The organism is Erythrobacter sp. NE805, from assembly GCF_046452355.1.
Lineage (GTDB): Bacteria > Pseudomonadota > Alphaproteobacteria > Sphingomonadales > Sphingomonadaceae > Erythrobacter.
This window is the reverse complement of the sequence record NZ_JBKFDI010000002.1, coordinates 38,146-58,353: the sequence shown is the minus strand read 5'-3', so window position 1 is coordinate 58,353 and position 20,208 is coordinate 38,146. Positions and strand designations below refer to the sequence as shown.

The 20,208-nt window shown below is 70.8% G+C and carries 15 protein-coding genes and 1 tRNA gene; 4 read left to right on the top strand and 12 right to left on the bottom strand.

Annotated elements, in window-relative coordinates:
- Positions 1-60: 60 nt before the first annotated feature.
- A tRNA-Asn gene (locus ACLBKU_RS08215) sits at positions 61-135 on the top strand.
- Between the two features lie 40 nt (positions 136-175).
- Here ACLBKU_RS08215 and ACLBKU_RS08210 read toward each other — a convergent pair.
- On the bottom strand, positions 176-580 hold the full coding sequence (locus ACLBKU_RS08210) for a PilZ domain-containing protein (RefSeq protein ID WP_410179074.1): 405 nt from the start codon (positions 578-580) through the stop codon (positions 176-178).
- Between the two features lie 279 nt (positions 581-859).
- Here ACLBKU_RS08210 and ACLBKU_RS08205 point away from each other — a divergent pair, with 279 nt between their 5' ends.
- Positions 860-1,807, top strand: coding sequence for a YeeE/YedE thiosulfate transporter family protein (locus ACLBKU_RS08205; RefSeq protein ID WP_410179073.1), 948 nt, complete (start codon positions 860-862; stop codon positions 1,805-1,807).
- Here the strand turns inward: ACLBKU_RS08205 and ACLBKU_RS08200 are convergent.
- The 4 genes from ACLBKU_RS08200 to ACLBKU_RS08185 form a co-directional block, all read right to left on the bottom strand.
- Complete coding sequence (locus ACLBKU_RS08200; protein WP_410179651.1) at positions 1,804-2,559, bottom strand: sulfite exporter TauE/SafE family protein; 756 nt, start codon at positions 2,557-2,559, stop codon at positions 1,804-1,806. The genes ACLBKU_RS08205 and ACLBKU_RS08200 overlap by 4 nt on opposite strands.
- 34 nt (positions 2,560-2,593) lie before the next feature.
- Positions 2,594-5,353 (bottom strand): preprotein translocase subunit SecA, encoded by a 2,760-nt coding sequence (gene secA / locus ACLBKU_RS08195; protein ID WP_410179072.1) that lies wholly within the window; start codon positions 5,351-5,353, stop codon positions 2,594-2,596.
- Positions 5,354-5,477: 124 nt separating this feature from the next.
- Positions 5,478-5,753, bottom strand: coding sequence for a hypothetical protein (locus tag ACLBKU_RS08190; protein WP_410179071.1), 276 nt, complete (start codon positions 5,751-5,753; stop codon positions 5,478-5,480).
- A 67-nt stretch (positions 5,754-5,820) separates the two neighbouring features.
- Positions 5,821-6,516, bottom strand: coding sequence for an energy transducer TonB (locus ACLBKU_RS08185; protein ID WP_410179070.1), 696 nt, complete (start codon positions 6,514-6,516; stop codon positions 5,821-5,823).
- 90 nt (positions 6,517-6,606) lie between these two features.
- Here ACLBKU_RS08185 and argJ point away from each other — a divergent pair, with 90 nt between their 5' ends.
- Positions 6,607-7,833, top strand: a complete 1,227-nt coding sequence (gene argJ / locus ACLBKU_RS08180; RefSeq protein ID WP_410179069.1) for a bifunctional glutamate N-acetyltransferase/amino-acid acetyltransferase ArgJ — start codon at positions 6,607-6,609, stop codon at positions 7,831-7,833.
- Positions 7,834-7,877: 44 nt separating this feature from the next.
- On the top strand, positions 7,878-8,639 hold the full coding sequence (locus ACLBKU_RS08175; RefSeq protein WP_410179650.1) for an inositol monophosphatase family protein: 762 nt from the start codon (positions 7,878-7,880) through the stop codon (positions 8,637-8,639).
- Positions 8,640-8,692: 53 nt separating this feature from the next.
- On the opposite strand, the gene trxA is transcribed toward ACLBKU_RS08175, so the two are convergent.
- The 7 genes from trxA to ACLBKU_RS08140 form a co-directional block, all read right to left on the bottom strand.
- Positions 8,693-9,013 carry a thioredoxin gene (gene trxA, locus ACLBKU_RS08170; RefSeq protein WP_410179068.1) on the bottom strand — a complete coding sequence of 107 codons (321 nt, stop codon included), beginning with the start codon at positions 9,011-9,013 and terminating at the stop codon, positions 8,693-8,695.
- A gap of 70 nt (positions 9,014-9,083) precedes the next feature.
- Positions 9,084-12,602 (bottom strand): double-strand break repair helicase AddA, encoded by a 3,519-nt coding sequence (addA, locus tag ACLBKU_RS08165; RefSeq protein ID WP_410179067.1) that lies wholly within the window; start codon positions 12,600-12,602, stop codon positions 9,084-9,086.
- Positions 12,599-15,625: a double-strand break repair protein AddB gene (gene addB, locus ACLBKU_RS08160; RefSeq protein ID WP_410179066.1), complete on the bottom strand. Its 3,027-nt coding sequence runs from the start codon at positions 15,623-15,625 to the stop codon at positions 12,599-12,601. Before addB ends, addA begins: the two co-directional genes overlap by 4 nt.
- The gene (locus ACLBKU_RS08155) at positions 15,618-16,340 is read right to left on the bottom strand and encodes a nucleotidyltransferase family protein (protein ID WP_410179065.1); all 723 of its coding nucleotides are present in this window, start codon (positions 16,338-16,340) and stop codon (positions 15,618-15,620) included. The genes addB and ACLBKU_RS08155 overlap by 8 nt, the downstream gene beginning before the upstream one ends.
- Positions 16,337-17,326 carry an aminoglycoside phosphotransferase family protein gene (locus ACLBKU_RS08150; protein ID WP_410179064.1) on the bottom strand — a complete coding sequence of 330 codons (990 nt, stop codon included), beginning with the start codon at positions 17,324-17,326 and terminating at the stop codon, positions 16,337-16,339. The genes ACLBKU_RS08155 and ACLBKU_RS08150 overlap by 4 nt, the downstream gene beginning before the upstream one ends.
- Complete coding sequence (gene tsaE, locus ACLBKU_RS08145; protein ID WP_410179063.1) at positions 17,323-17,787, bottom strand: tRNA (adenosine(37)-N6)-threonylcarbamoyltransferase complex ATPase subunit type 1 TsaE; 465 nt, start codon at positions 17,785-17,787, stop codon at positions 17,323-17,325. Before tsaE ends, ACLBKU_RS08150 begins: the two co-directional genes overlap by 4 nt.
- Complete coding sequence (locus ACLBKU_RS08140) at positions 17,784-20,144, bottom strand: PAS-domain containing protein (RefSeq protein WP_410179062.1); 2,361 nt, start codon at positions 20,142-20,144, stop codon at positions 17,784-17,786. The genes tsaE and ACLBKU_RS08140 overlap by 4 nt, the downstream gene beginning before the upstream one ends.
- Between the last annotated feature and the right edge of the window lie 64 nt (positions 20,145-20,208).

Here is a 20,208-nt window from a genome sequence, read left to right as displayed (position 1 = left end):
ACCCGCACCGCCTCATATAGGCGCGCTTCCGCTCTTCCTTAGACCGCTTGGAAGAGTTGCTCCCCGATAGCTCAGCGGTAGAGTAGGTGACTGTTAATCACTTGGCCGTAGGTTCGAATCCTACTCGGGGAGCCATTTCCTTCCGGGCATTTCGCCAGAAACTCAGGCGCCCCCGCTAGTCCCCGAAGGGAAACGGCGGGAGGCCGGATAGGCCTTCGCGACCGCGTGCCTTGCGGTTCTCCTCGAACCGGCTGAGGCGCGCATAGAGCGACTTCACCACCAGGTTCTGCACCACCGCGGGATGCAGGGGCTCGGCGAAGGTCAGCCCGGCGCTGCTCTCGCGCGACCAGCTCACATAGGCGGGGATCGCCTCGAGCCCGGTGATCTTGACGGTATGGAGCCGGTGACGGTCGATCTCGCGGCCTGACGCGGTCTCGATCCGGCAACCTTCTTCCGAAATGTCGACAATCGTCGCCGCATGGGTGTGCCCGTCGGCATCCTTGAGGTCGGCGGGAAGCTCGAGCTTGCGGCGCAGGGCCCAGCGCCGGTCAGCCGCGGGGCCGGTATCACTCTCATCCATCCGATCGTGTCTCCGGATCGGCAACCAGGCGCACTTGCACGCGGCGGTCGCGGCCCGACCGGCGCTCGCCCTTGCGTCGTTCCTCGCCCGCATAAGGCAGGTCCACCTTCCGACGGTCCCCCCCGCGACGATCACCTTCCTCATCGGGCATTGCCTGTCACCTCGCTCTCAGGCGAACGAAGGAAGCGACCTTCACAAGTGCGTCACTTAACTGGATCAACTTTCTGTGACGCGCCTCCGCAATTGCGTCCGACGGCGCTTGCGCTACATCTGGCTGCCGTGTCCGGGGCGCTCACCGTCATTCTCCTGTTCCTGATCGGCTATGCCAGCCAGCGCAGCGGCGTGTGCATGGTGCGGGCGGTGCGCGAGGTGATCGCGCGGCGGCGGGTGCACCGGCTCGCGGGCTTCTCGCTCGCCGCAGGGGCCGCGATGCTGGTGATGGGCCTTGCCGAGATGGCGGGGGCGCGGCCCTTCGCGACGATCCTCGGGAGCCCGCCCGACGCCCTCGCGGTGGCGGGCGGCGTGGTGTTCGGGCTCGGCTCGCTCCTCGCGGGACACTGCGCGATGGGGCTCCTCGCCGCGCTCACCAATGGCGAGCTGCCGCGCCTCGGCTCGATCCTCGCGATGTTCGTCGCCGCGGCGCTGCTGGGGCCCGACATGTCGAAGGCCGCGCTGCTCCTGCCGCCGCGAGACCCCCTCGCCTCGCCCCTCGCGGGCCACCCGGGCCTCGCGCTCACGCTCGGCACGATCATTGCGATCACCGCAGGGAGCTACATTTACCGGCGGATCGGCTGGAAGCGCCCCAAGGGCGGGTGGTCCCCGCTCCTCGCGATGAGCCTGATCGGCACCGCCTCGGGGCTGCTCTTCGCGCTCGACCGGCACTGGGTCTACACCAGTCGCATCGCCGAGATTGCGCGCGGGGGCATGGCCGGAACTGCGGGGACCGCGCTCGGCCTGGCGGTGCTCGTCGCGGGCATGGGCGCGGCGAGCGTCGCGGAGGGGACCTTCCGGCTCGAGACCGGCACGCTCCGCGGCTGGGCGCGCGCCTTTGCGAGCGGGCTGCTGATGGGCCTCGGCGCGACGATGGTGCCGGGCGGCAATGACGCGATGCTGTTCACCGGGGTGCCGCTGCTGCTCCCCAACCTCCTCGCCGCCTATGCCGCCTTCGCCGCGACCCTGTTCGCCGCGCTGATGCTGCGAAGCCGCGTGGTGCCGGCCGGCGCCTAGATCCCGGCGAGCAGCCGAACTCCGACGACCGCCACCAGCAGCGCGGTCAGCCAGCGGATATACTTCGGCGGCAGCAGGCGCGCGGCGAGGAGGCTGCCGACCTGCCCGCCGATCACCACCGCGACCAGCAGCGGCAGCGCCGCACCGAGCGCCTGTCCGAACAGGCCGGGACCGTTCTTGAGCAGCTGCCCGGCGAGGCCGAACAGCGAGTTGACGAGGATGAACAGGCTCGCGGTCGCGGCGATCCCGCGCGGGTCGTGCCAGCGCGCAAGGTGCAGCAGCGGGGCAAGAAAGATCCCTCCGCCGATCCCCACCAGCCCCGCGAAATAGCCGAGCGGCGCGGCGGCGAGCGGCATCAGCCGGGCGTAGCGCGTCGGCTCGCCCGCCGCGTCCTCGCGCACCGGGATGAGCATGGTGAGCGCGGTGAGCACGAGGCTCGCGCCCAGCAGGGTGAGGAAGGTCGCCTCCTTGATCGGGGTGAGCCCGCCCGCAAAGCTCGCGGGCGCACCAAGTGCGACGATCACGAGCGCTTTGCGCCACGGGGTGAGCCCCGCGCGCGCGAAGCGGATGCTCGATCCGGTCACCACCACGATGTTGCAGGCGAGGCTGACCAGCGGCAGCAGCCGATAATCGAGCCCCGACAGCGCGAGCAGCGCCGAATAGGTCGACCCGCCCCCGAACCCGACGCTGGCATAGAGCAGCGCGGTGACGAGGAAGGCGAGCGCGAGCAGCGCCGGCACGGCTCCGATCATCATCATCGCTCGGTCCCTCGCGCCACCCGTCCGGTCAGGCGATCGCGCGCGGGCTCAGCGCCCCGTGGCAATGCTTGTACTTCTGCCCGCTGCCGCACGGGCAGGTGGCATTACGGCTGAGGCCGAGATTGGCGTAAGGGTCGCTCCCCGCCGCAGCCCCGCCGGGGCCGAACTCTGCCATCGGCGCGCCCGCCAGCGAACCGAACAGTTCGGGCCGATTCGCCGAGCCGTCGCCGTCCACCGAATCCTCGAGCCCCGTCAGCGGGTCGATGTGGCCGGTCAGGAAGTCGGGGAGCTCTGGCAGCGGCTGGGGCGGCTCGATGCGCAGCTCGGCGCGGAACAGGATCTTGGTGACCTCCTCGCGCAGGGTGTCGAGCATCGTCTCGAACAGGCCGAAGGCCTCCTGCTTGTACTCGTTGATCGGCTGCTTCTGCGCCATGCCGCGCATCCAGATCACCTGGCGCAGCGCGTCGAGGGTCGAGAGGTGCTCCTTCCAGTGATGGTCGAGCTGGCGCAGCAGCACGTCCTTCTCGACGATCCGCCAGATCGCCGGGTCGGAGGCGGTGATCTTCTCCTCCATCATCCCGTCGGTGAGCGTGCGCAGCTTCTCCTCGAGGATTTCCGGCTCGACCTCCTCCTCGGCGAGCCACGCGTCGACGGGCGGCTGGAAGCCGAAGATCTCCTCGATCCGCGCCTTGAGCCCGGCGATGTCCCACTGCTCGGGGTAGGAGCCCGGGGGGCAGGCGGCGCCGACGATGGCGTTGATCGTGTCGTGGCGCATGTCGAGCACCACGTCATCGACCGCCTCTGAGTCCATGATCTCGGCGCGCTGTTCGTAGACCACCTTGCGCTGGTCGTTCATCACGTCGTCGTACTGCACGACCTGCTTGCGCATGTCGTAGTTCCTCGCCTCGACCTTCTTCTGCGCGGTCTCGATCGCCTTGGAGAGCCACTTGGAGCCGATCGCCTCGCCGTCCGCGAGGTTCGAGTTCATCATCTTGGCGAACAGCGTGTCGGGGCCGAAGATGCGCAAGAGGTCGTCCTCGAGGCACAGGTAGAAGCGCGACAGGCCCGGGTCGCCCTGACGGCCCGAGCGGCCGCGCAGCTGGTTGTCGATGCGGCGGCTCTCGTGCCGCTCGGTGCCGAGCACGAACAGGCCGCCCGCTGCCTTCACGCGCTCCTTCTCCTCGGCGACCTCGGCCCTGATGCGGGCGATCGCGGCATCGCGCTCGGGTCCTTCCGGCATGTCGGCGAGTTCGTCATTGATGCGGAACTCGACGTTGCCGCCCAACTGGATGTCGGTGCCGCGACCGGCCATGTTGGTGGCGATGGTCACGGCGCCGTAGCGGCCCGCCTGGGCGACGATGTGCGCTTCCTGTTCATGGAAGCGCGCGTTGAGGACGGCGTGCCTGACGCCTTCCTTGTCGAGGTACTGGCTCAGCAGCTCCGACTTCTCGATCGAGACCGTCCCGACCAGCACCGGCTGGCCGATCTGCTGCTTTTCCCTGATCGCCTTGGCGATGGCCTGGAACTTGTCGGCGGTGTTCTTGTAGAACTCGTCCTCCTCGTCGATCCGCGCGACGGGCAGGTTGGTCGGGATCTCGACGACGCCGACCTTGTAGATGTCCCAGAACTCGGCCGCCTCGGTCGCGGCGGTGCCGGTCATGCCGGAGAGCTTGGGATACATGCGGAAGTAGTTCTGGAAGGTGATCGAGGCGAGTGTCTGGTTCTCGGGCTCGATCCGCACGCCCTCCTTGGCCTCGACCGCCTGGTGGAGCCCATTCGACCAGCGGCGGCCGTCCATCATGCGACCGGTGAACTCGTCGATGATGATGACCTTGTCGTCCTTGACGATGTAGTCGGTGTCGCGCTTGCGCCCGAAGTTCGCCACCAGCGCCTGGTCGAGGTGGTGGACGACCTGGGTGTTCTCGACGTCGTAGAGGTTGGAGGTCGCGAGCAGCCCCTTCTCGAGCAGCATCTGCTCGACGCCCTCGAGCCCCTCCTCGGTGAGCTGCACGCGCTTCACCTTCTCGTCGATGTCGAGCCACTCGACCGGGATCTCCCGCGCCACGAGGTCGAGCGCGACGTAGAGGTCGGACTTGTCCTCGGTCGGCCCGGAGATGATGAGCGGGGTGCGGGCCTCGTCGATGAGGATCGAGTCCACCTCGTCGACGATCGCGAAGTTGAACGGCCGCTGCGCCATCTGCGCGCGCTCGTGCTTCATGTTGTCGCGCAGGTAGTCGAAGCCGAACTCGTTGTTGGTGCCGTAGGTGATGTCGGCATTGTAGGCGTCGCGCTTGTATTCCTCGGGCATGCCGGGGACGATCACGCCCACCGTCAGGCCGAGCCAGTTGTAGAGGCGCCCCATCTCGGCCGCGTCGCGCCGCGCGAGGTAGTCGTTGACGGTGACGACGTGGACGCCCTTGCCCTCGAGCGCGTTGAGGTACACCGCTAGCGTCGCCATCAGCGTCTTGCCCTCGCCGGTGCGCATTTCCGCGATCTCGCCGCGGTGGAGCACGAGGCCGCCGATCAGCTGCACGTCGAAATGGCGCATCCCGAACACCCGGACCGAAGCCTCGCGCACCGTGGCGAAGGCCTCGGGGAGCACGTCGTCGAGGCTCGCGCCCGCATCGATCAACCCGCGCAGCTTGGCGGTCTGGCCCTGGAGCTCCTCGTCGGAGAGCGCCTGGATCTGGGGTTCGAGGGCGTTGATCTGCGCGACGATCTTGCGCGCGGCCTTGATGTAGCGGTCGTTGGCCGAGCCGAAGAGGGTCTTGGCGATGGTGTTGAGCATGGTGCGAAACCTTGGATGGAGCGGCGGCCCGGCGGCGGGCGGCGCGAACAGCTTGCGGGGATGACGCGCGCCGCATCACGGGGCGGGCACGCGCGGAAACACGGTCGGGAAAGCCGCTCGCCGCCTATTCGTAGGCGCGTTCGATGCCCATCAAGACCGGCAGGCGCAGCACGCTCGGCGCGGGGCGCTGCGGACAGGGTGTCTCCGCGGCGCGGGTCGCCTGGATCGTCGCGGGTGCGGGCTGGACCGCGACGCTTTCGCCCGGGCTGCGCTCCTCACCGCTGGCTGCGGCAACGCTGGCACTGCACGCCAGAGCCTCCGCCAGCGAGGCCTGCGCCGTGCCGCCGAGAGCGACAAGGCCGGTAAGCAGGGCCAGCAGGGCAAGAAAACGCCGGGTCATGATGCCTTCAGATAGAGGTTAAACGCCAATCCGTCCACAGCCATAGCGCGATAAGCTGTGCGAGAGCTTAATCGCCCGGCTGCGCAGCGCCTGATGCGCTGGGCATGCTCTCTGCCGCGATGGTCAGCACGACATCACGCGCCACCGGCCGACCCTGCGCGTCGCGGTAAGGAATGCCATTGCGGCTTGGGCAGGGATTGCGCTCGAAATTCCGGGCGATTTCATCCGGGATGTCGCCGGAGCGCTCGACCATCCGGCAATTGCTCGCCTTCCCGCGCTCGTCGATCGTGAAGGCGACCTTGATCGTGAAACTGCCCGCGCCCAGCTCGGGCTGGCGCCGCTCCCAATTCACAGCTCCTCTGAAAGACGAAGAAACAGGCTTGCCCTCGCCATCCTTGCCGGGTTCGAAGCGAGCCCGCTCGCGCAGCAGGCGGCAGGTTTCGGCGTCGAGCGCCGGTGTCGCGGTGCTTTGCCATACCCGGCACCCTGTCACCTCGCCCTCGGAGCTCACGACGAGATCATACTGGACCCGACCTTGCTCGCCATTGCGCCATGCCTCGGGCGGGTAATCGGCGTCGGTCACCCAGTCGATCTGGCGACTGAGCGGGAGCGGGGGGCGGGCCTTACGATCCTGCTCGGGGATCAAGATCCTCATCGGCTGATCGGGCACGTCGACAGGAACCCTCTGCCCGCTCTCCTGCGCATGGGCGGGCACAGTGAGGGCGATAGCTAAAGCGTTGGCAGCAAATTGTCTGATTTTCATGAGCTTGGCTTCTACCTCAGCCCCAGCCCCGCGCCAACCGCGAAAGCACGCGATTGCAGCGCCTCCGATTGCCCATTACGGGCGTGCCCCATGCAGATCGACCCTTCGCCCCTCGCCCGGCCCTTCCCCGCCCTGCCCGCCATTGACGGCGTGACCCTGCGTGTGGCGCGGGCGCGCTACAAGACGTGGGACCGCTGCGACCTGACCTTCGCCGAACTGGCCGAGGGCACCGCCGTCGCGGGCGTCTTCACCAAGAGCGCCTGCGCCTCATCGGAAGTCGAACTCGGCCGCGAGGCGGCGCGGCAGGGCCGCGCGCGGGCGCTGATCGTCAATGCGGGCAACTCCAACGCCTTCACCGGCTGGCGCGGCCGCGCCGCGGTCGAGGCGATCCGCGCGCAGGTTGCCGAGGCGCTCGGCTGCGGGATCGACGCGGTGTTCGTCTCCTCGACCGGCGTGATCGGGGTGCCGCTCCCGGTCGAGAAGGCGCGCGCCGGGATCGCGGCGGCGCTCGAGGCAGAGCCTTGCGGGTGGGAAGACGCCGCAAACGCAATCGGCACGACCGACACCTTCGCCAAGGGCGCTGGCGCCAGCGCCATGATCGGCGACACGCGCGTCGAGCTTGCCGGGATCATCAAGGGCTCCGGGATGATCGCGCCCGACATGGCGACCATGCTCGGCTACATCTTCACCGATGCCGACGTCGGCCCCGCCTTCCTCCAGGAGGCGCTCGAACGCGCCAACGCGGCGTCCTTCTCCTGCATCACGGTCGACGGCGACACCTCGACCAGCGACACGGTGATGGTCTTCGCGACGGGGAAGGCGGGCAATCCCCGGATCGAAGGCTGGGACAGCCCCGGTGCCGACGCCTTCGCCGCCGCCCTTGCAGACGTGTGCCGCGAGCTTGCGCAGCTGGTGGTGCGCGACGGCGAGGGCGCGCGGAAGTTCGTCACCATCCGCGTCTCGGGCGCGGTCAGCGACGACAGCGCCCGCCGCATCGGCCTCGCCATCGCCAACTCGCCGCTGGTCAAGACTGCCATCGCCGGGGAGGACGCCAACTGGGGCCGCGTCGTCATGGCGGTCGGCAAGGCGGGCGAGCCGGCCGACCGCGACAAGCTCTCGATCGCCTTCGGCGGCATCTGGACCGCGCGCGACGGCCTGCCCGTCGAGGGCTACGACGAGGCCCCGGTCGCCGCCCACCTCAGGGGCGAGGAGGTCGACATCGCGGTCGACCTCGGCCTCGGCAAAGGTCGCGCCCACGTGTGGACCTGCGACCTCACCCACGGCTACATCGCGATCAACGCGGATTACCGCTCGTGAGCGCCTCGGGCCTGTCGGCGCTCGATGCCGAGATCCGCGACCTGATGCGCTTCGCCGCGCAGCGCTCGATGCTGCCGCGCTTCCGCAATCTTGCCGCGGGCGAGGTCGAGATGAAGGCCAAGGACGATCCGGTCACCATCGTCGACCGCGAGATCGAGGCCTTCCTTACCGAGGCGCTGACGAAGCTCGCCCCCGGCGTCGCGGTGGTGGGCGAGGAGGCGGTGGCGGCCGATAGGTCGGTGCTCGATCACCTCAGGGGCCAATGCTGGATCATCGATCCGCTCGACGGCACGGCGAACTTCGCGGAAGGCAAGGAACCCTTCGGGATCATCGTCGCACTTGCCGATGCGGGCGAGACGGTCGCGGGGTGGATCTACGATCCCAACAAGGACCGCTTCTGCCACGCCCGCCGCGGGAGCGGCGCCTTCGTGAATGGCGAGCGGATCGCCGCGCGCACCACCGGGAGCGAGCGACCGGTCACAGCGGTGAGCCGCATCTTCCTCACCCCCGAGGAAGCGGCGATGGTCGATGCGAAGCTCGGCGGGCACTACACCCTCGTCGACATCCCGCGCTGCGCCGCCGAGCAATATCCGCGGCTCGCGCTGGGGGAGAACGACGTCTCGAGCTTCAAGCGCACCCTCGCCTGGGATCACGCGGCGGGCGTGCTGTGGCTCAACGAGGCGGGCGGCAAGGCAGCGCGGCTCGACGGCAGCGCCTACCGCGTGGACCATCACGACGCCCCGGGACTGGTGGGCGCGTCGAGCCCGGCGATCTGGGACGCATTTGTCGCGCGGGTGGTGGGGTAAGGCAGCGCAGTCGTCCCTCCCCATGCCTGCGCAACGGGGAGGGACAGGTCAGCTCAGAGCTCGCTTTCGAGCCACGCCTTGAGCTGGCTCTTGGGCGCCGCGCCCAGCTTTTGCGCGACCGGCTCGCCGTTCTTGTAGAGCACCATCAGCGGGATCGACTGCACGCCGATCTGGCTGGGCGTGTCGGTGTTCTCCATGATGTCCATCTTGACGATCTTGACCTTGCCGGCGAGCTCCTCGCTGATCTCCTCGAGCGCGGGGGCGATCATCTTGCACGGGCCGCACCAGTCCGCCCAGAAGTCCACGAGGACGGGGGTGTCGCTCTCCAGCACATCGGCCGAAAAGCTCGCGTCGGTCACGTTGAGGGTCGCCATCGATCTGTCTCCTTTGCCGGCGACCATAGGGGTGCCGGTCATGCCAATGCAATCTAGTGGCCCGCGCTTTTCACTCAATATCGACGGCGGGCAAGGATTGCTGCGGGGCCTGCAACGCGTTCTTGTGGCGATCCAGCACCTGGCTCGGAAGGGGGTAGAGCACGGGTGCGTGGGTGTAGAGCACCCCTGCGCGCACTGTGCGCCCGGGGTAGATCGCCTCGAGCGCGGCGACATAGGCCGCCATCTGGCGCAGGGTCGATAGCGGGACATCGGCGATGCTCGCGGGCGGGCGGCGGGTGGTCTTGAAGTCGACCACCGTCACCTCGCCCTCCCCGATCAGCAGTCGGTCGGCAGTCCCCGCCACCACCACGCCGTCGACCGTCGCGGCGAGCGGGACTTCGGCGAGCGCCTCGGGCGAGAAGATCGACGCGAAGTCCGGATGATCGAGCACCCCCAGCGCGGCGGCGAGCATCTCCTCGCGCAGCTCCTCGCCGAAGTCCCCCGCCTGCCGCGCGAGCCAGCCCCGCGCCGCCTCGGCACGCTCGCTCTCCGCGACGTCCGGCAGGCGCTCGAGCAGCGCGTGGATCAGGCTCCCGCGGCGCGCGGCATGGCGCGCGGCCTCGGGGGGGAGCGGCGGCGCGGCGCCCGCGTCCTCGCCCGCCGATGAGGGGGCAAGCGGGCGCGGCGGACGCGGTTCGGGGCCGATCGGCCGCAGCGCCCAGGGGGGGAGCACCACCGCCTCGGGAGCGGGCGCGGCCTCGTCGCCCAGCGAAAGCGGCTCGGCCCGCACGCCCCACTCCTTGCGCCAGTGCCACACGGGGTCGGCGAGCTCCTCCCCCTCGAACAGCGGCGCAAGCCGCGCGTACCAGCTGTCCTCGTGCGGCGCGCCGTTCTTCGCCTCCTTCTTGTTGAGCGAGCCGCCGATGAACAGCGCCTCCTCGGCCCGCGTGAGGGCGACGTAGAGGAGGCGCCAGTGCTCCTGGAGCGCCGCGCGCTTCTTCGCCTCCTCGGCCTCGGCGATGCGCCCCTTTCGCTCCTCCTTGCCGAGCGGCGGGAGCGGCACCATGCGCTTCCTTGCCAGCACCTCGCCGAGCGGGTTGTCCTCGAGCTCGAGCGCGCCCGGATCGCCCGGCGCGCCGGTCGCGTCGGCAAGGATCACGATCGGCGCCTGAAGGCCCTTCGAGCCGTGCACAGTCATCACCCGCACCTGCCCGCTGGCGCTGTCCGAATCGCGCTTGAGGTCCCCCGTCCCGGCGTCGAACCAGGCGATGAAACCGGCAAGGCTCGGCCAGTGCTCGGCCTCGTAGGCGAAGGCGGCGTTGAGGAGCTCGTCGAGCGGATCGTTGGCCTCCGCCCCCAATCGCGCGACCAGCTTGGCGCGGCCCCGCCACGGCCCGGTGAGCAGCCAGGCGATCAGCGCCTGCGGGGTCTGGTAGTCGGTTCGGCGCAGGAGATCGCGCAAGGTCTCGGCGGTCGCGGCGACGAAAGGCGGTGCCGCGCCGCGCCTGAGGTGGTCCCACAGCCGCACCTTCTCGGGGCGGGGCACATGGGCGAGGAGGTCGTCCTGTGTCCAACCGACCAGCGGCGAGGCAAGGAGATTGGCGAGCGCAAGGTCGTCCTGCGGCTGCGCGGCGAACCTGAGGGCCGCCATCACGTCCTTGACCGCGAGCGGCGCGCCCAGGCGCAGCCGGTCGACCCCCGCCACCGGCACCCCGCGCGCATGGAGCTTGGCGACGATCTGGGTGGCGAGCTCCTTCCTCTGGCGCACCAGCACCATGACGTCGCCCGCGCCCGCATGCCGCCGCGTGCCCTTGGCGAGCACGAAGGGCTCCTCCAAGGAGACCCAGCGCCGCACCTGCTCGGCAATCCGCTCGGCGAGGATCGTGTCGTGGCGGGCGAGCCAGCCCTGTTCGCCCTCCTCCTCCTCGTCCTCCTCGCTCTCGGCCGCGCCGCCCTCGGGCACGACCGGCGGCCAGAGGGTGACGAGCCCCGGCCGCTCGGCGCCGCGATGCTCGGCCGGTGCGCGGTCGAGCCCGAATTCGGTGTAGCCGAGCATTCCGATCACGCGGTTGACGAAGTCGAGGACAACGCGCGCGGTGCGGAAGGAATCGCCGAGGTCGAGGTCGTGCCAGCCGGGCTCGCGGCGGTTGACGCGCCCTGCCCGGATGCCCTCCTGCGCGGCGCGGATGCGCGCGTGGATGCGCTCCTTGGCGCGGGCGAAGTTCTCCGGGCTCGTGCCTTGGAAGCCGAAGATCGCCTGCTTGTAGTCGCCGACGGTGAAGATCGTGCGCAGCTTGTCGCCGCGCGCACCCTCGCCCGAAAAGAAGTCGTCGATCAGCGCCTCGACGATGTCCCACTGGCTCTGGTTGGTGTCCTGCGCCTCGTCGATGAGAATGTGGTCGAAGTGCCGGTCGAGCTTGTAGCGGATCCAGTCGGCGGCCTCGGACTTGCCAAGCAGCGCGGCGGCCTTGCGGATCAGGTCGCCGAAATCGAGCAGCCCCTCGCGCGCCTTCCGCGCCTCCCACTTGAGCGCGAAGGCGCGGCCGATCTCGAGCGCGGAGGTCACCACCTCGGCGCAGGCGAGGAGCGAGCGGCGGTCTTCTACCAGCGCAACCGCTTCACCAATGGTCTTCTGCAATTCAACGAAGTCGGGATCGAATTTCGCCGCGTGGCGCAGGTTGCCGTTGGGAAGAAGATCCCCGTTGAGCACGCCTCCAACGAGGCAATCCAACGCGCCGGCGCGTGCTTCGTCGTCCAGGCGAAGCCACCGCTCGATGCCTTCGATGGCCTTGTCACCGGACGGCTTGCCCCATTGACGTAATGCCTGAAGAATGGCGAGCAACTCGCTGTCGGGAAACACGTCGGGGTGCAGAGGCTCGCCCACCCACGCCTCCCCCGCATCCGACGGCATCCCGAGCGTCTGGCGCACCCGTGCGTCCATGGGCGAGAGCCACGCGTCGCGGCCTTCCCACAGCTCGTGACAGTCGGCCGCGCGCATCAGCCAGCCATGCAGCGCCGCGGGCTCCTTGCGGGAGGTGAAGAGGGTGATGCCGTCGAGCACCCGCACATCGCCCGTGCGCTCGGCCTCCTCGAACAGCTCGGTCAGCACCTCGCGGGCGAGGAGTTCGCGCGAGCGGTCATCCATCACCCGCGTGCCCGGCGCGAGGCCCGCTTCCTCGGGGAAGTTGCCGATCAGGAACTGGGCGAAGGCGTGGATCGTGTCGATCCTGAGCCCTCCGCCGGGGCAGTCGAGCACGCTCGCGAAGAGGCTGCGCGCGCGGGCCTGCGTCTCGGGCCCGATGTCGGCGCCGAGGTGGCCGAGCTCTTTCGCCAGCACCGTCGCGGGCAGGCGCACCCAGCGCGCGAGCACCGCGTTGATGCGGTTCGCCATCTCCGCCGCGCCCGCCTTGGTGAAGGTCAGGCACAGGATCTGCCCCGGCGTGACGTCCTCGCGCAGCAGCAGCCTGAGCACGCGGGCGGAGAGCACCTGGGTCTTGCCCGTCCCCGCCGAGGCCGAGAGCCAGACATTGTGCTCGGGGTCCGCCGCGAGGCGCTGGTTGCCCGCGAGCGGGTGGACGAGGCCGCTCATGCCGTGTCCTTCCCGGTCATGCGGACGAGCCACTCCTCGAGCCGCATCAGCTGGTCGTAATCGGTATAGCCCTTGTAGTCGGGATTCTCCCGCGCCCGGAACGGCGTGCGGCCCCTGATGTATTCGCGGATCGCGAAGGCGAGCCTTTCGGCGTGATGCGGCAGGAACTCTTCCGGCGGCAGGCCTTTCTCGCGCGAGGAGAGCTTCATCGGGCTCTGGCGCTTGCCGAAGCCGCCGTCCTTCTTGCCGAACGACCAGTATTCGAACGCGCTCGCCGCGGCGGCGGGAAGGCCCTCCGCCGCGAAGCCTCCCGCCCGCGCGATCAGGCCGAGCAGGCCGAGCTGCAAGGCGAAGCCCGCCTCGACCTCGTCCTTGCTGGGCACGCGGCCGGTCTTGTAGTCGACAATCGCCAAGGTCCCGTCGGCGCGCCGGTCGATCCGGTCGGCGCGGCCCATCACCCTCACCCCCTCGAAGGTCATCTCGCCCGTGATCTCGGTGGCGAGCACCTCGCGGCCCTCGGCAGCATTCTCGGCGATCCATGCCTCGAACCGCTCGAGCGCCGCGATCAGCCGCGGCTGCCACAGCGCGCGGAACAGCGGGTGGACGCGCTCGGCCGCGAAATGCGCGGCAGCGAAGGGGGCGAGCGCAAGGGCGGGATCGTCGCGCCTCGCCCGGTGCCACTTGTCGAGGATGTCGTGCACCAGCGTGCCCCGCAGCGCCGGGTCGCTGAAGGGGTCGTTGGCGAGCGGGTCGAGCTTCCTGAGCCCGAGGATGGCCTGCGCGTAGAACTGGTAGGGATCGCCGAGCAGCCGGTCGAGCGCGGTGACCCTGATCGGCACGTCGCGCAAGGCGGGCGGCGGATCGGGCGCGGGGCGCGGATAGGGCGGCGCGGGCGGGCGCAGGCGGTCGAGATGCGGGAGCAGGTGCGGGATCGCCCGCTCGCGGTGCTCCTTGTCGAGGTCCTCCCCGAGCAGCGCCTCGACCCGCAGCAGGAAGCGCGATGGCAGCGTCGGCCCCTCAGCATCTCGCGCGGCGCGGCTGAGCACCACCGAGGGCGCACCCATCGCCCCGGCAAGGTCGTGGGCGGCGAGGCCGATCCGGAACTCGGCGCCCGGAATGCCGAGCGCGCGCAGGATCGCGGGGGCGAGCAGCGCATCGGCGCCGGGAGGCTGCGGCCAGGAGCCCTCGTTGAGCCCGCCGCAGATCACGAGGTCGGCACGGGCCATGCGCGCCTCGAGGAGGCCGTAGATCGCGACGCGCGGGTGGCCGCCATAGCCGGGGCGCACCGCCACCGCCTCCATCGCGTCGCGCAGCACGCCGGCGAGATCGGCGGTCTCGATCCGGGTGCCGAGCGCCTCGGCAGTCCCGCGCAGGTCCTCGACCATCTGGCCGAGCGCGCGCCCGTCCTCGCGCTCCCAGATCGCGCCGCGGGCGAAGGCCTCGGCGGCCGCAGCGAGCCGGGTGAGCGCCTCGGCGAGCGCGATCTCGCGCGGCCAGTCGGCGAGCGGGGCGACCAGCGCCTCGGCCTCCTCCCACCAGCGCGCCACGCCCGCCTTCAACGCCGCCTTGCGCAGCGGCTCGAGGCCCGGCGCGAGCGCGGGGCCGCGCAGGGCGCGGTCGAAGGCGCGCAGCCCCTTGAGCCACTCCCGCCGCGCATCCCCGTCCCATCCGCGCACCGCAGGGTGGCCGAAGGCGGCGACGAGCCGCGCCGGATCGGGGCCGTCCGCGGCGATCTCCGCCAGCAGCCCGAACAAGCGCCCCGCCGCGGTCAGCGCGAGCGGGCGCCCCGCGGAATCGTCGGCGGCGATGTTCCAGCGCTCGCAATGCTGCGCGACCCGCCGCGCGAGGCCGCGGTCGGCGGTGACCACCGCGATGCGCTTTGCCGGCTGCTCGAGCGCCTGGCGCACCAGCATCGCGATCGCCTGCGCCTCCTCCTCGATGGTCGCACTCGCCATCAGCCGCACCCCGTCGAGCCGGCGCTCCTTCGCCTCGAGCGTGCTCCACGAGCGGCTCGCCTGCGGGGGCAGGAACAGCGCGGAGATCGCCCGCGCGCGCGCCGGATCGGCGGCAGCGATGCCGCGGCGGTGCCATTGCTGCACCTCCGCGCGGTTCACCCCCATCCGGTTGAGCAGCAGCTTGAGGTGATACTGCGGATGCGTCAGCGCGTCGCCCGCGCCGAACACCGGGCCGCCCGGCTCGGTGGAGGCGCCCGCAAGGCCGAGCTCCTCCCATGCGTCCTCGGCCATCGCGAGGTCGAGATCGGGGAGCACCACCGCGCCCTCGGGCAGGTCGGCGATCACCCGCAGCAGCCGCGCCAGCGCGGGCGAGGCGCTGGTCACCCCCGCCGCGACGATCGGGTGCGGCGGCGGGCTCGCCTTCCAGCGCCGCGCGGCGCGGTCGAACAGGAGGTTGCGCCGGGTCGCGGCATCGACCTGCCCCATTGCCTCGAGCTCGGCCTGCCAGCGGACATTGACCCGCGCGAACAGCCGGACCTGTCGCTTCCAGTGCTCGGCAAGACCCGCGACCGAATCGAGCACCGCCTCGCCAAGCAGGTCCGCGACCGCCTTCTCCTCGACCAGCAGCCGGTCGATGGTCCGCGCCATCTCGCGCGCGAGGTTGAGACGGGCACGGCCGGGGAGCGGGGCCATGCCCTCGGCGGCACGCTCCTCGGCGATCAGGCGGTCCAATGTCAGCCAGCGGCGCACCGGGTCGCAGGCGGGGGGAATGTCGGCGGCGCCGAGCGGGTCGAGCGCGGCGCCCAGCTTCTCGTCGAGATCGAGGTCGCCGACCGCGATCATCCGCGGCATCAGGAGGCCGCCCTCGCCGCTCTCGCCGGCATGACGGATGAAGGCCTCCGCGAGGGTGCGCGCGGCGCGGCTCGAGGGGACCAGCAGCGTCAGCCGGGCGAGGCCGAAGCCCTCCTCGCGGTAGCGCGGCACGAGCCCCGCCACCAGCGCATCGGCGAAACCGCGATGCGCGGCGATCGAGTAGACGAGCGGACCGGGGGTGCGGCGCTCAGCCACCCGCCAGCGCCTCCTCCGTGGGGCGGATCGCCTGCGGGGTGCCGACCTCGAACCACAGCCCGGTGAAGCTGAGGCCGTACAGCCGCCCCTCGGCCATCGCCCGGTTCCAGAGGATGTTGGTCGAAAAGGGCCCCGCGGGCGCGTCGCGCAGCAGGCGATGGCTGACGAGCTGGATGCCGGTGTAGATGAAGGGCGCGATCCGCCCCGGGCGGCGGCGCGACAGGCGCCCGAGCGGGTCCATGTGGAAGTCGCCCGGCCCGCGGAAGTTCTCCGCCCGCGCATGGGGCACGACCAGCAGCAGCGCGTCCATCGTCTCGGCATTCCAGCGGCGCGAGAGATCGTGGAAGGCGCTCTTGGGCCCGTCGAGCCAGATATTGTCGGCATTGAGCGCGAAGAACGGGTCGGGCAGGTGCGGCAGGGCCTTCACCATACCCCCGCCCGTCTCGAGCAGCAGCGCGCGCTCGTCGGAGACCGTCACCTGCGGGGCCTTCCGGGCGAGCACATGGGCTTCGAGCGCGTCGGCGAGGTAGTGGACGTTGACCACCGCCTTCGCCACCCCTGCCTCGGCGAGCCGGTCGAGCGCATGGTCGATCAGCGCCTTGCCCGCCACCCGCACCAGCGGCTTGGGCTGGCTGGCGGTGAGCGGCCGCATCCGCTTGCCGAGCCCGGCGGAGAGGATCATCGCGGTGTCCGAGGCGAGCACAGGCGCGCTCACGCTGCGAAGGCCCCGTTGGCGGCGCGCAGCTCTGCGGGGATGTTGGCGTCGAACCACGCGGCGACCGGCTCCAGCGCCGGGTGCGCAAGGTCGCGTTCGAGCGCGGCCCAGACGCGCGGGATCATCGCGAGGTAGCGCGGCTTGCCGTCGCGCCGGTCGAGGCGCGTGAAGATGCCGACGATCTTCGCGTTCCGTTGCGCGCCAAGGGTGGCGTAATCGGCGATGAAGTCGTCGTCGCCCGCCCCGGCATGGTGCGCATAATGGACCAGCATCGCGGTCTCGAGGTTCACGTCGACATCGCGCCGCGCGTCCTGGAGCAGCGAGACGAGGTCGTAGGCCGGGTGGCCGACGAGCGCGTCCTGGAAGTCGATCAGCCCCTGCGGCGCGCTCGCCTTGCCGCCCAGCAGCATGATGTTCTCGGCGTGATAGTCGCGCAGCACCGTCACGCCGGGGTTCTGGCGCGCAAGCACCGGGGCGAGCACCTCGGCCCAGACCGCCGTGTAGCCCTCGGCGTCGACGGCGAGCCCCTGCGCCGGGCACCACCACTCGGTGAGCAGCGCCGCCTCGCGCTGGTAGACCGCCATGTCGTAGGCATCGAATGGCCCCGGCGGCAGGCGGTGGAGCGCGGCGAGCGCCTCGACCGCGGCCTCGTAGGCGGCGCGTTCCTCGTCCGGGTGCGCGTCGAGCCAGTCGCGCATCCGGTCGTTGCCGAAATCCTCGGTCAGCACCCATCCGGCCGCGGCGTCCTCGGCAAGGATCGCGGGGGCGCGCATGCCGTGGTCGTTCAGCCAGTGCGCGACATGGAGGAAAGGCGCCGGGTCCTCGTGCGGCGGGGGCGCGTGCATCAGCATCGCGGTCTCGCCGCTGCCGCGCGAAAGGCGAAAATAGCGCCGGAACGAGGCATCGCCCGGCAGCGGATGGACCTCGGCCGCCCCCCATCCGGCGCGGGCGGTGAATTCGGCAAGGCCTTGAGGCAGCTGGCTCATGGCATGCGCCCTAGCCAATCGGCCCCGCCCCGGGCAATGGCGATCCGCCCGCCTTCCCCGCTTTCTCCGACCGGCTTCAGCGCGATTGCGAGGCAGCACGGCTCATGCGCGAAACCCCCGGCGTGATCGGGCCACTCGGCGATCAGCACCGCGCCCTCGCGATAGTCGTCGAGCCCGATTTCGGCGAGTTCGCCGGGGTCTTCGAGGCGGTAGAAATCGGCGTGGACCACCGGCAGGCGGAGCGGCGGCGAATCATAAGTCTCGATGATCGTGAAGGTCGGCGACGGCACTTCGCCCTCGTGCCCGAGCGCGGCGAGGATCGCGCGGGCGAGCGTGGTCTTGCCCGCGCCGAGCCCGCCCTCCAGCGCCACCACGTCACCTGCCCGCAGCACCGCGGCGATCCGCGCGCCATAGGCTGCCGTCGCGGCGAGATCGGCCAGTCGCTCCGTCGCCTCGCTCACGGCAACCTTATCGTCGCGGTGGTGCCCGCGCCCTTGCGGCTCTCGATCTCGAGCGTCCCGTCATGCGCCGCGATGAGCTGGCGGGCGAGCGGGATGCCGAGTCCCGTGCGGCGCTCGGGCGCGCCCTCGCCCGTCGCCCTGCCCCCGCCCTGCGCGCGCGCGAGTTCCTGCGAGCTCATGCCGCGGCCATTGTCCGCGATGGTGATCTCGAGCCCGTAGCCCGTGCCCTCGGGCGCGCGCCTGATCTCGATCGCAATCCGCCCGCGCTCCGGCGTATGGGCGACCGCATTGTCGAGCAGGTTGCCGAGCGCGCGGCCCATCTGACGCGGGTCGGCTTCGACCACCCGCCCGCGGCGACCCTTGAGGTCGAGGCTGAGGCCTGCCGCGATGATCGCCGCCTCGCGCTCGCGCACCAGGGCGGTGAGGAAGTCGAGCACGTCGAGGCGCTCCTTGCGGATCGGCAGCAGCCCGGCCTCGGACTGCGAGAGGTCGAGGACGTTCTCGACCTGCTCGGTGAGGCGCTCGACCGCGGTGAGGATCGCATCGACATACTCGCTCGCCGCCGCGGGATCGCTGACCGCGCCGCTCTTGAGGAGCTCGGCATAGCCGCCGATCGTGGTGAGCGGCGTGCGGAACTCGTAGCTCATGTTGGCGAGGAAGCGCGCCTTGACCGCATCGGCCTCCTCGAGCGCCTCGGCGCGTTCGCGCAGGGCCTGCTCGGCCTTCTGCGAGGCGGTGATGTCGAGCACGGTGAGAAGGCCGTTGCCATCAGGCAGCGGGATGCCGGCAAAGCGCAGGGTGCGCCCGTCGGCAAGGTCGACCCTGCCCTCCTTCTCGCGCCGGTCGAGCGTCGCTGCGCGCACCGCCGCGCCGATCAGGCTCGCCTCCTCGGGGTTCACGAGGTTGCGCCCGATCGCGCTCAGCAGTTCATCGGCGCTGGGGTGCCGGTCGAGGAGTTCCGTCGAGAGCCCCCAGGTGCCCGCGAAGCTGCGGTTCCAGAGCTGCACCGAGCCGTCCGGGGCGAAGATCGCGAGCGCCTCGAACAGACTATCGAGCGTCGCCGTGCGGGTGCGCAGCAGCGTGTCGCGCACGGCCGAGAGCGCGAGGCTCTCGGTGCGGTCCTCGGTGACGAGCACGAGGCCGCCGTCGGGCATCGGCAGGGCCACCACGCGCAGGTGCGTGCCGCCGGGGAGCGGCCATGCCTCCTCGAGCGATTCGCGCAGGCCGAACCACCCGGTGCGCTCGCGGCGCCATTCGGGAAAGTCGCGCACCTCGGGCGTGCGCCCGCGCTCGCGTGCCTCGGCGAGGAAACGCTCGAAGGGCGTGTGCGCCTCGACCGCGTCGTCGGTGAGCGAGAACAGGCGGCGGAACGGGCGGTTGGCGAATGTCAGCCGCTCCTCGTCGTCGAACAGCGCGACCCCGACCGAAAGCTGGTCGAGCAGCGCGCGCTGGGCATCGCGGAAGGCGCGGAACTCGCGCTCGACCTGCTGCTGCTCCTCGATGTCGATGGCATAGCCCGCGACGCCCTCGTGCCCGAGCGGCAGGTCGCTGACCCTGAGGGTCCGGCGCGCGCCGAGGATGGTCGAGGCGACGATCCGCTCCGAGGCGTTCTGGCTCTCGAGGCTGGCGCGGGCAATCTCGGCGGGCGAGCGCCCGTCCTCGGGCTCGAGCAGCTCGATCTGGCCCTGCACGACCTCGGCCGCGCTGGTCGCGCCGACCGCATCGACATAGGCCTGGTTGACGAGCTGGAGGGTGAGGTCCGCGTCGCGGAACCACATCGGCATGGGCGCGGCCTCGATGAGGCCGACCAGCGCCGCGAAATCGCCCGTCGCGCGCGCGGCGGCGGCGCGCAGGCGGGCCATCTCGGCATGGCTCTCGGTGAAGTCGAAGATCCACACCAGCGCCGCTCCGCCCGGCGAGACCTGCGGATCGGCGAGCGTGCCGTAGAGCGCGAGGCTGCGCTGGGATCCCGGCAGGTTGATCGCCATGCGGAACGGCGCGGCGCTCTTCTGGGTGGTCTGGATCTTGGTCCAGAGCTGGTCGAGCTGCCCTTGCGCGAAGCCGCCGGCGCGGGGCTGGCCGGGCGGCGCGGCAAGCTCGGACAGGTACTTCGGCATCTGCGCCAGCCCGAGCATCCGCGCGAGCTTGTCCGAGGCCTCGATCCGCCCGTCGACCCGCACCAGCAGCGGCAGCGCCGGGGCGACGTCGAGCAGGGTCTGCATGCGCTTGAGGCTGGTGCGCATCGCCTTGGCGCGCTTGACGCTGCGGTTCGCGCGCAGGACGACGATCGCCGCCCCGACCGCCCATGCGGCAAGGACCAGCGCAATCAGCACCAGCGAGAGAGGCGTTGCGTCCATCGCTCAACCGCTATGCGCGGGCGGGCGCGAGCGCAACCGGCACGAGGCCGCCCGCCCCCAACCT

Bases quoted from the DNA above. Each gene is read 5' to 3' on its own strand.
- ACLBKU_RS08210 (WP_410179074.1), bottom strand. From the start codon at position 580: ATGGATGAGAGTGATACCGGCCCCGCGGCTGACCGGCGCTGGGCCCTG.
- ACLBKU_RS08200 (WP_410179651.1), bottom strand. From the start codon at position 2,559: ATGATCGGAGCCGTGCCGGCGCTGCTCGCGCTCGCCTTCCTCGTCACC.
- secA (WP_410179072.1), bottom strand. From the start codon at position 5,353: ATGCTCAACACCATCGCCAAGACCCTCTTCGGCTCGGCCAACGACCGC.
- ACLBKU_RS08190 (WP_410179071.1), bottom strand. From the start codon at position 5,753: ATGACCCGGCGTTTTCTTGCCCTGCTGGCCCTGCTTACCGGCCTTGTC.
- ACLBKU_RS08185 (WP_410179070.1), bottom strand. From the start codon at position 6,516: ATGAAAATCAGACAATTTGCTGCCAACGCTTTAGCTATCGCCCTCACT.
- argJ (WP_410179069.1), top strand. From the start codon at position 6,607: ATGCAGATCGACCCTTCGCCCCTCGCCCGGCCCTTCCCCGCCCTGCCC.
- ACLBKU_RS08175 (WP_410179650.1), top strand. From the start codon at position 7,878: ATGCGCTTCGCCGCGCAGCGCTCGATGCTGCCGCGCTTCCGCAATCTT.
- trxA (WP_410179068.1), bottom strand. From the start codon at position 9,013: ATGGCGACCCTCAACGTGACCGACGCGAGCTTTTCGGCCGATGTGCTG.
- addA (WP_410179067.1), bottom strand. From the start codon at position 12,602: ATGAGCGGCCTCGTCCACCCGCTCGCGGGCAACCAGCGCCTCGCGGCG.
- ACLBKU_RS08150 (WP_410179064.1), bottom strand. From the start codon at position 17,326: ATGAGCCAGCTGCCTCAAGGCCTTGCCGAATTCACCGCCCGCGCCGGA.
- ACLBKU_RS08140 (WP_410179062.1), bottom strand. From the start codon at position 20,144: ATGGACGCAACGCCTCTCTCGCTGGTGCTGATTGCGCTGGTCCTTGCC.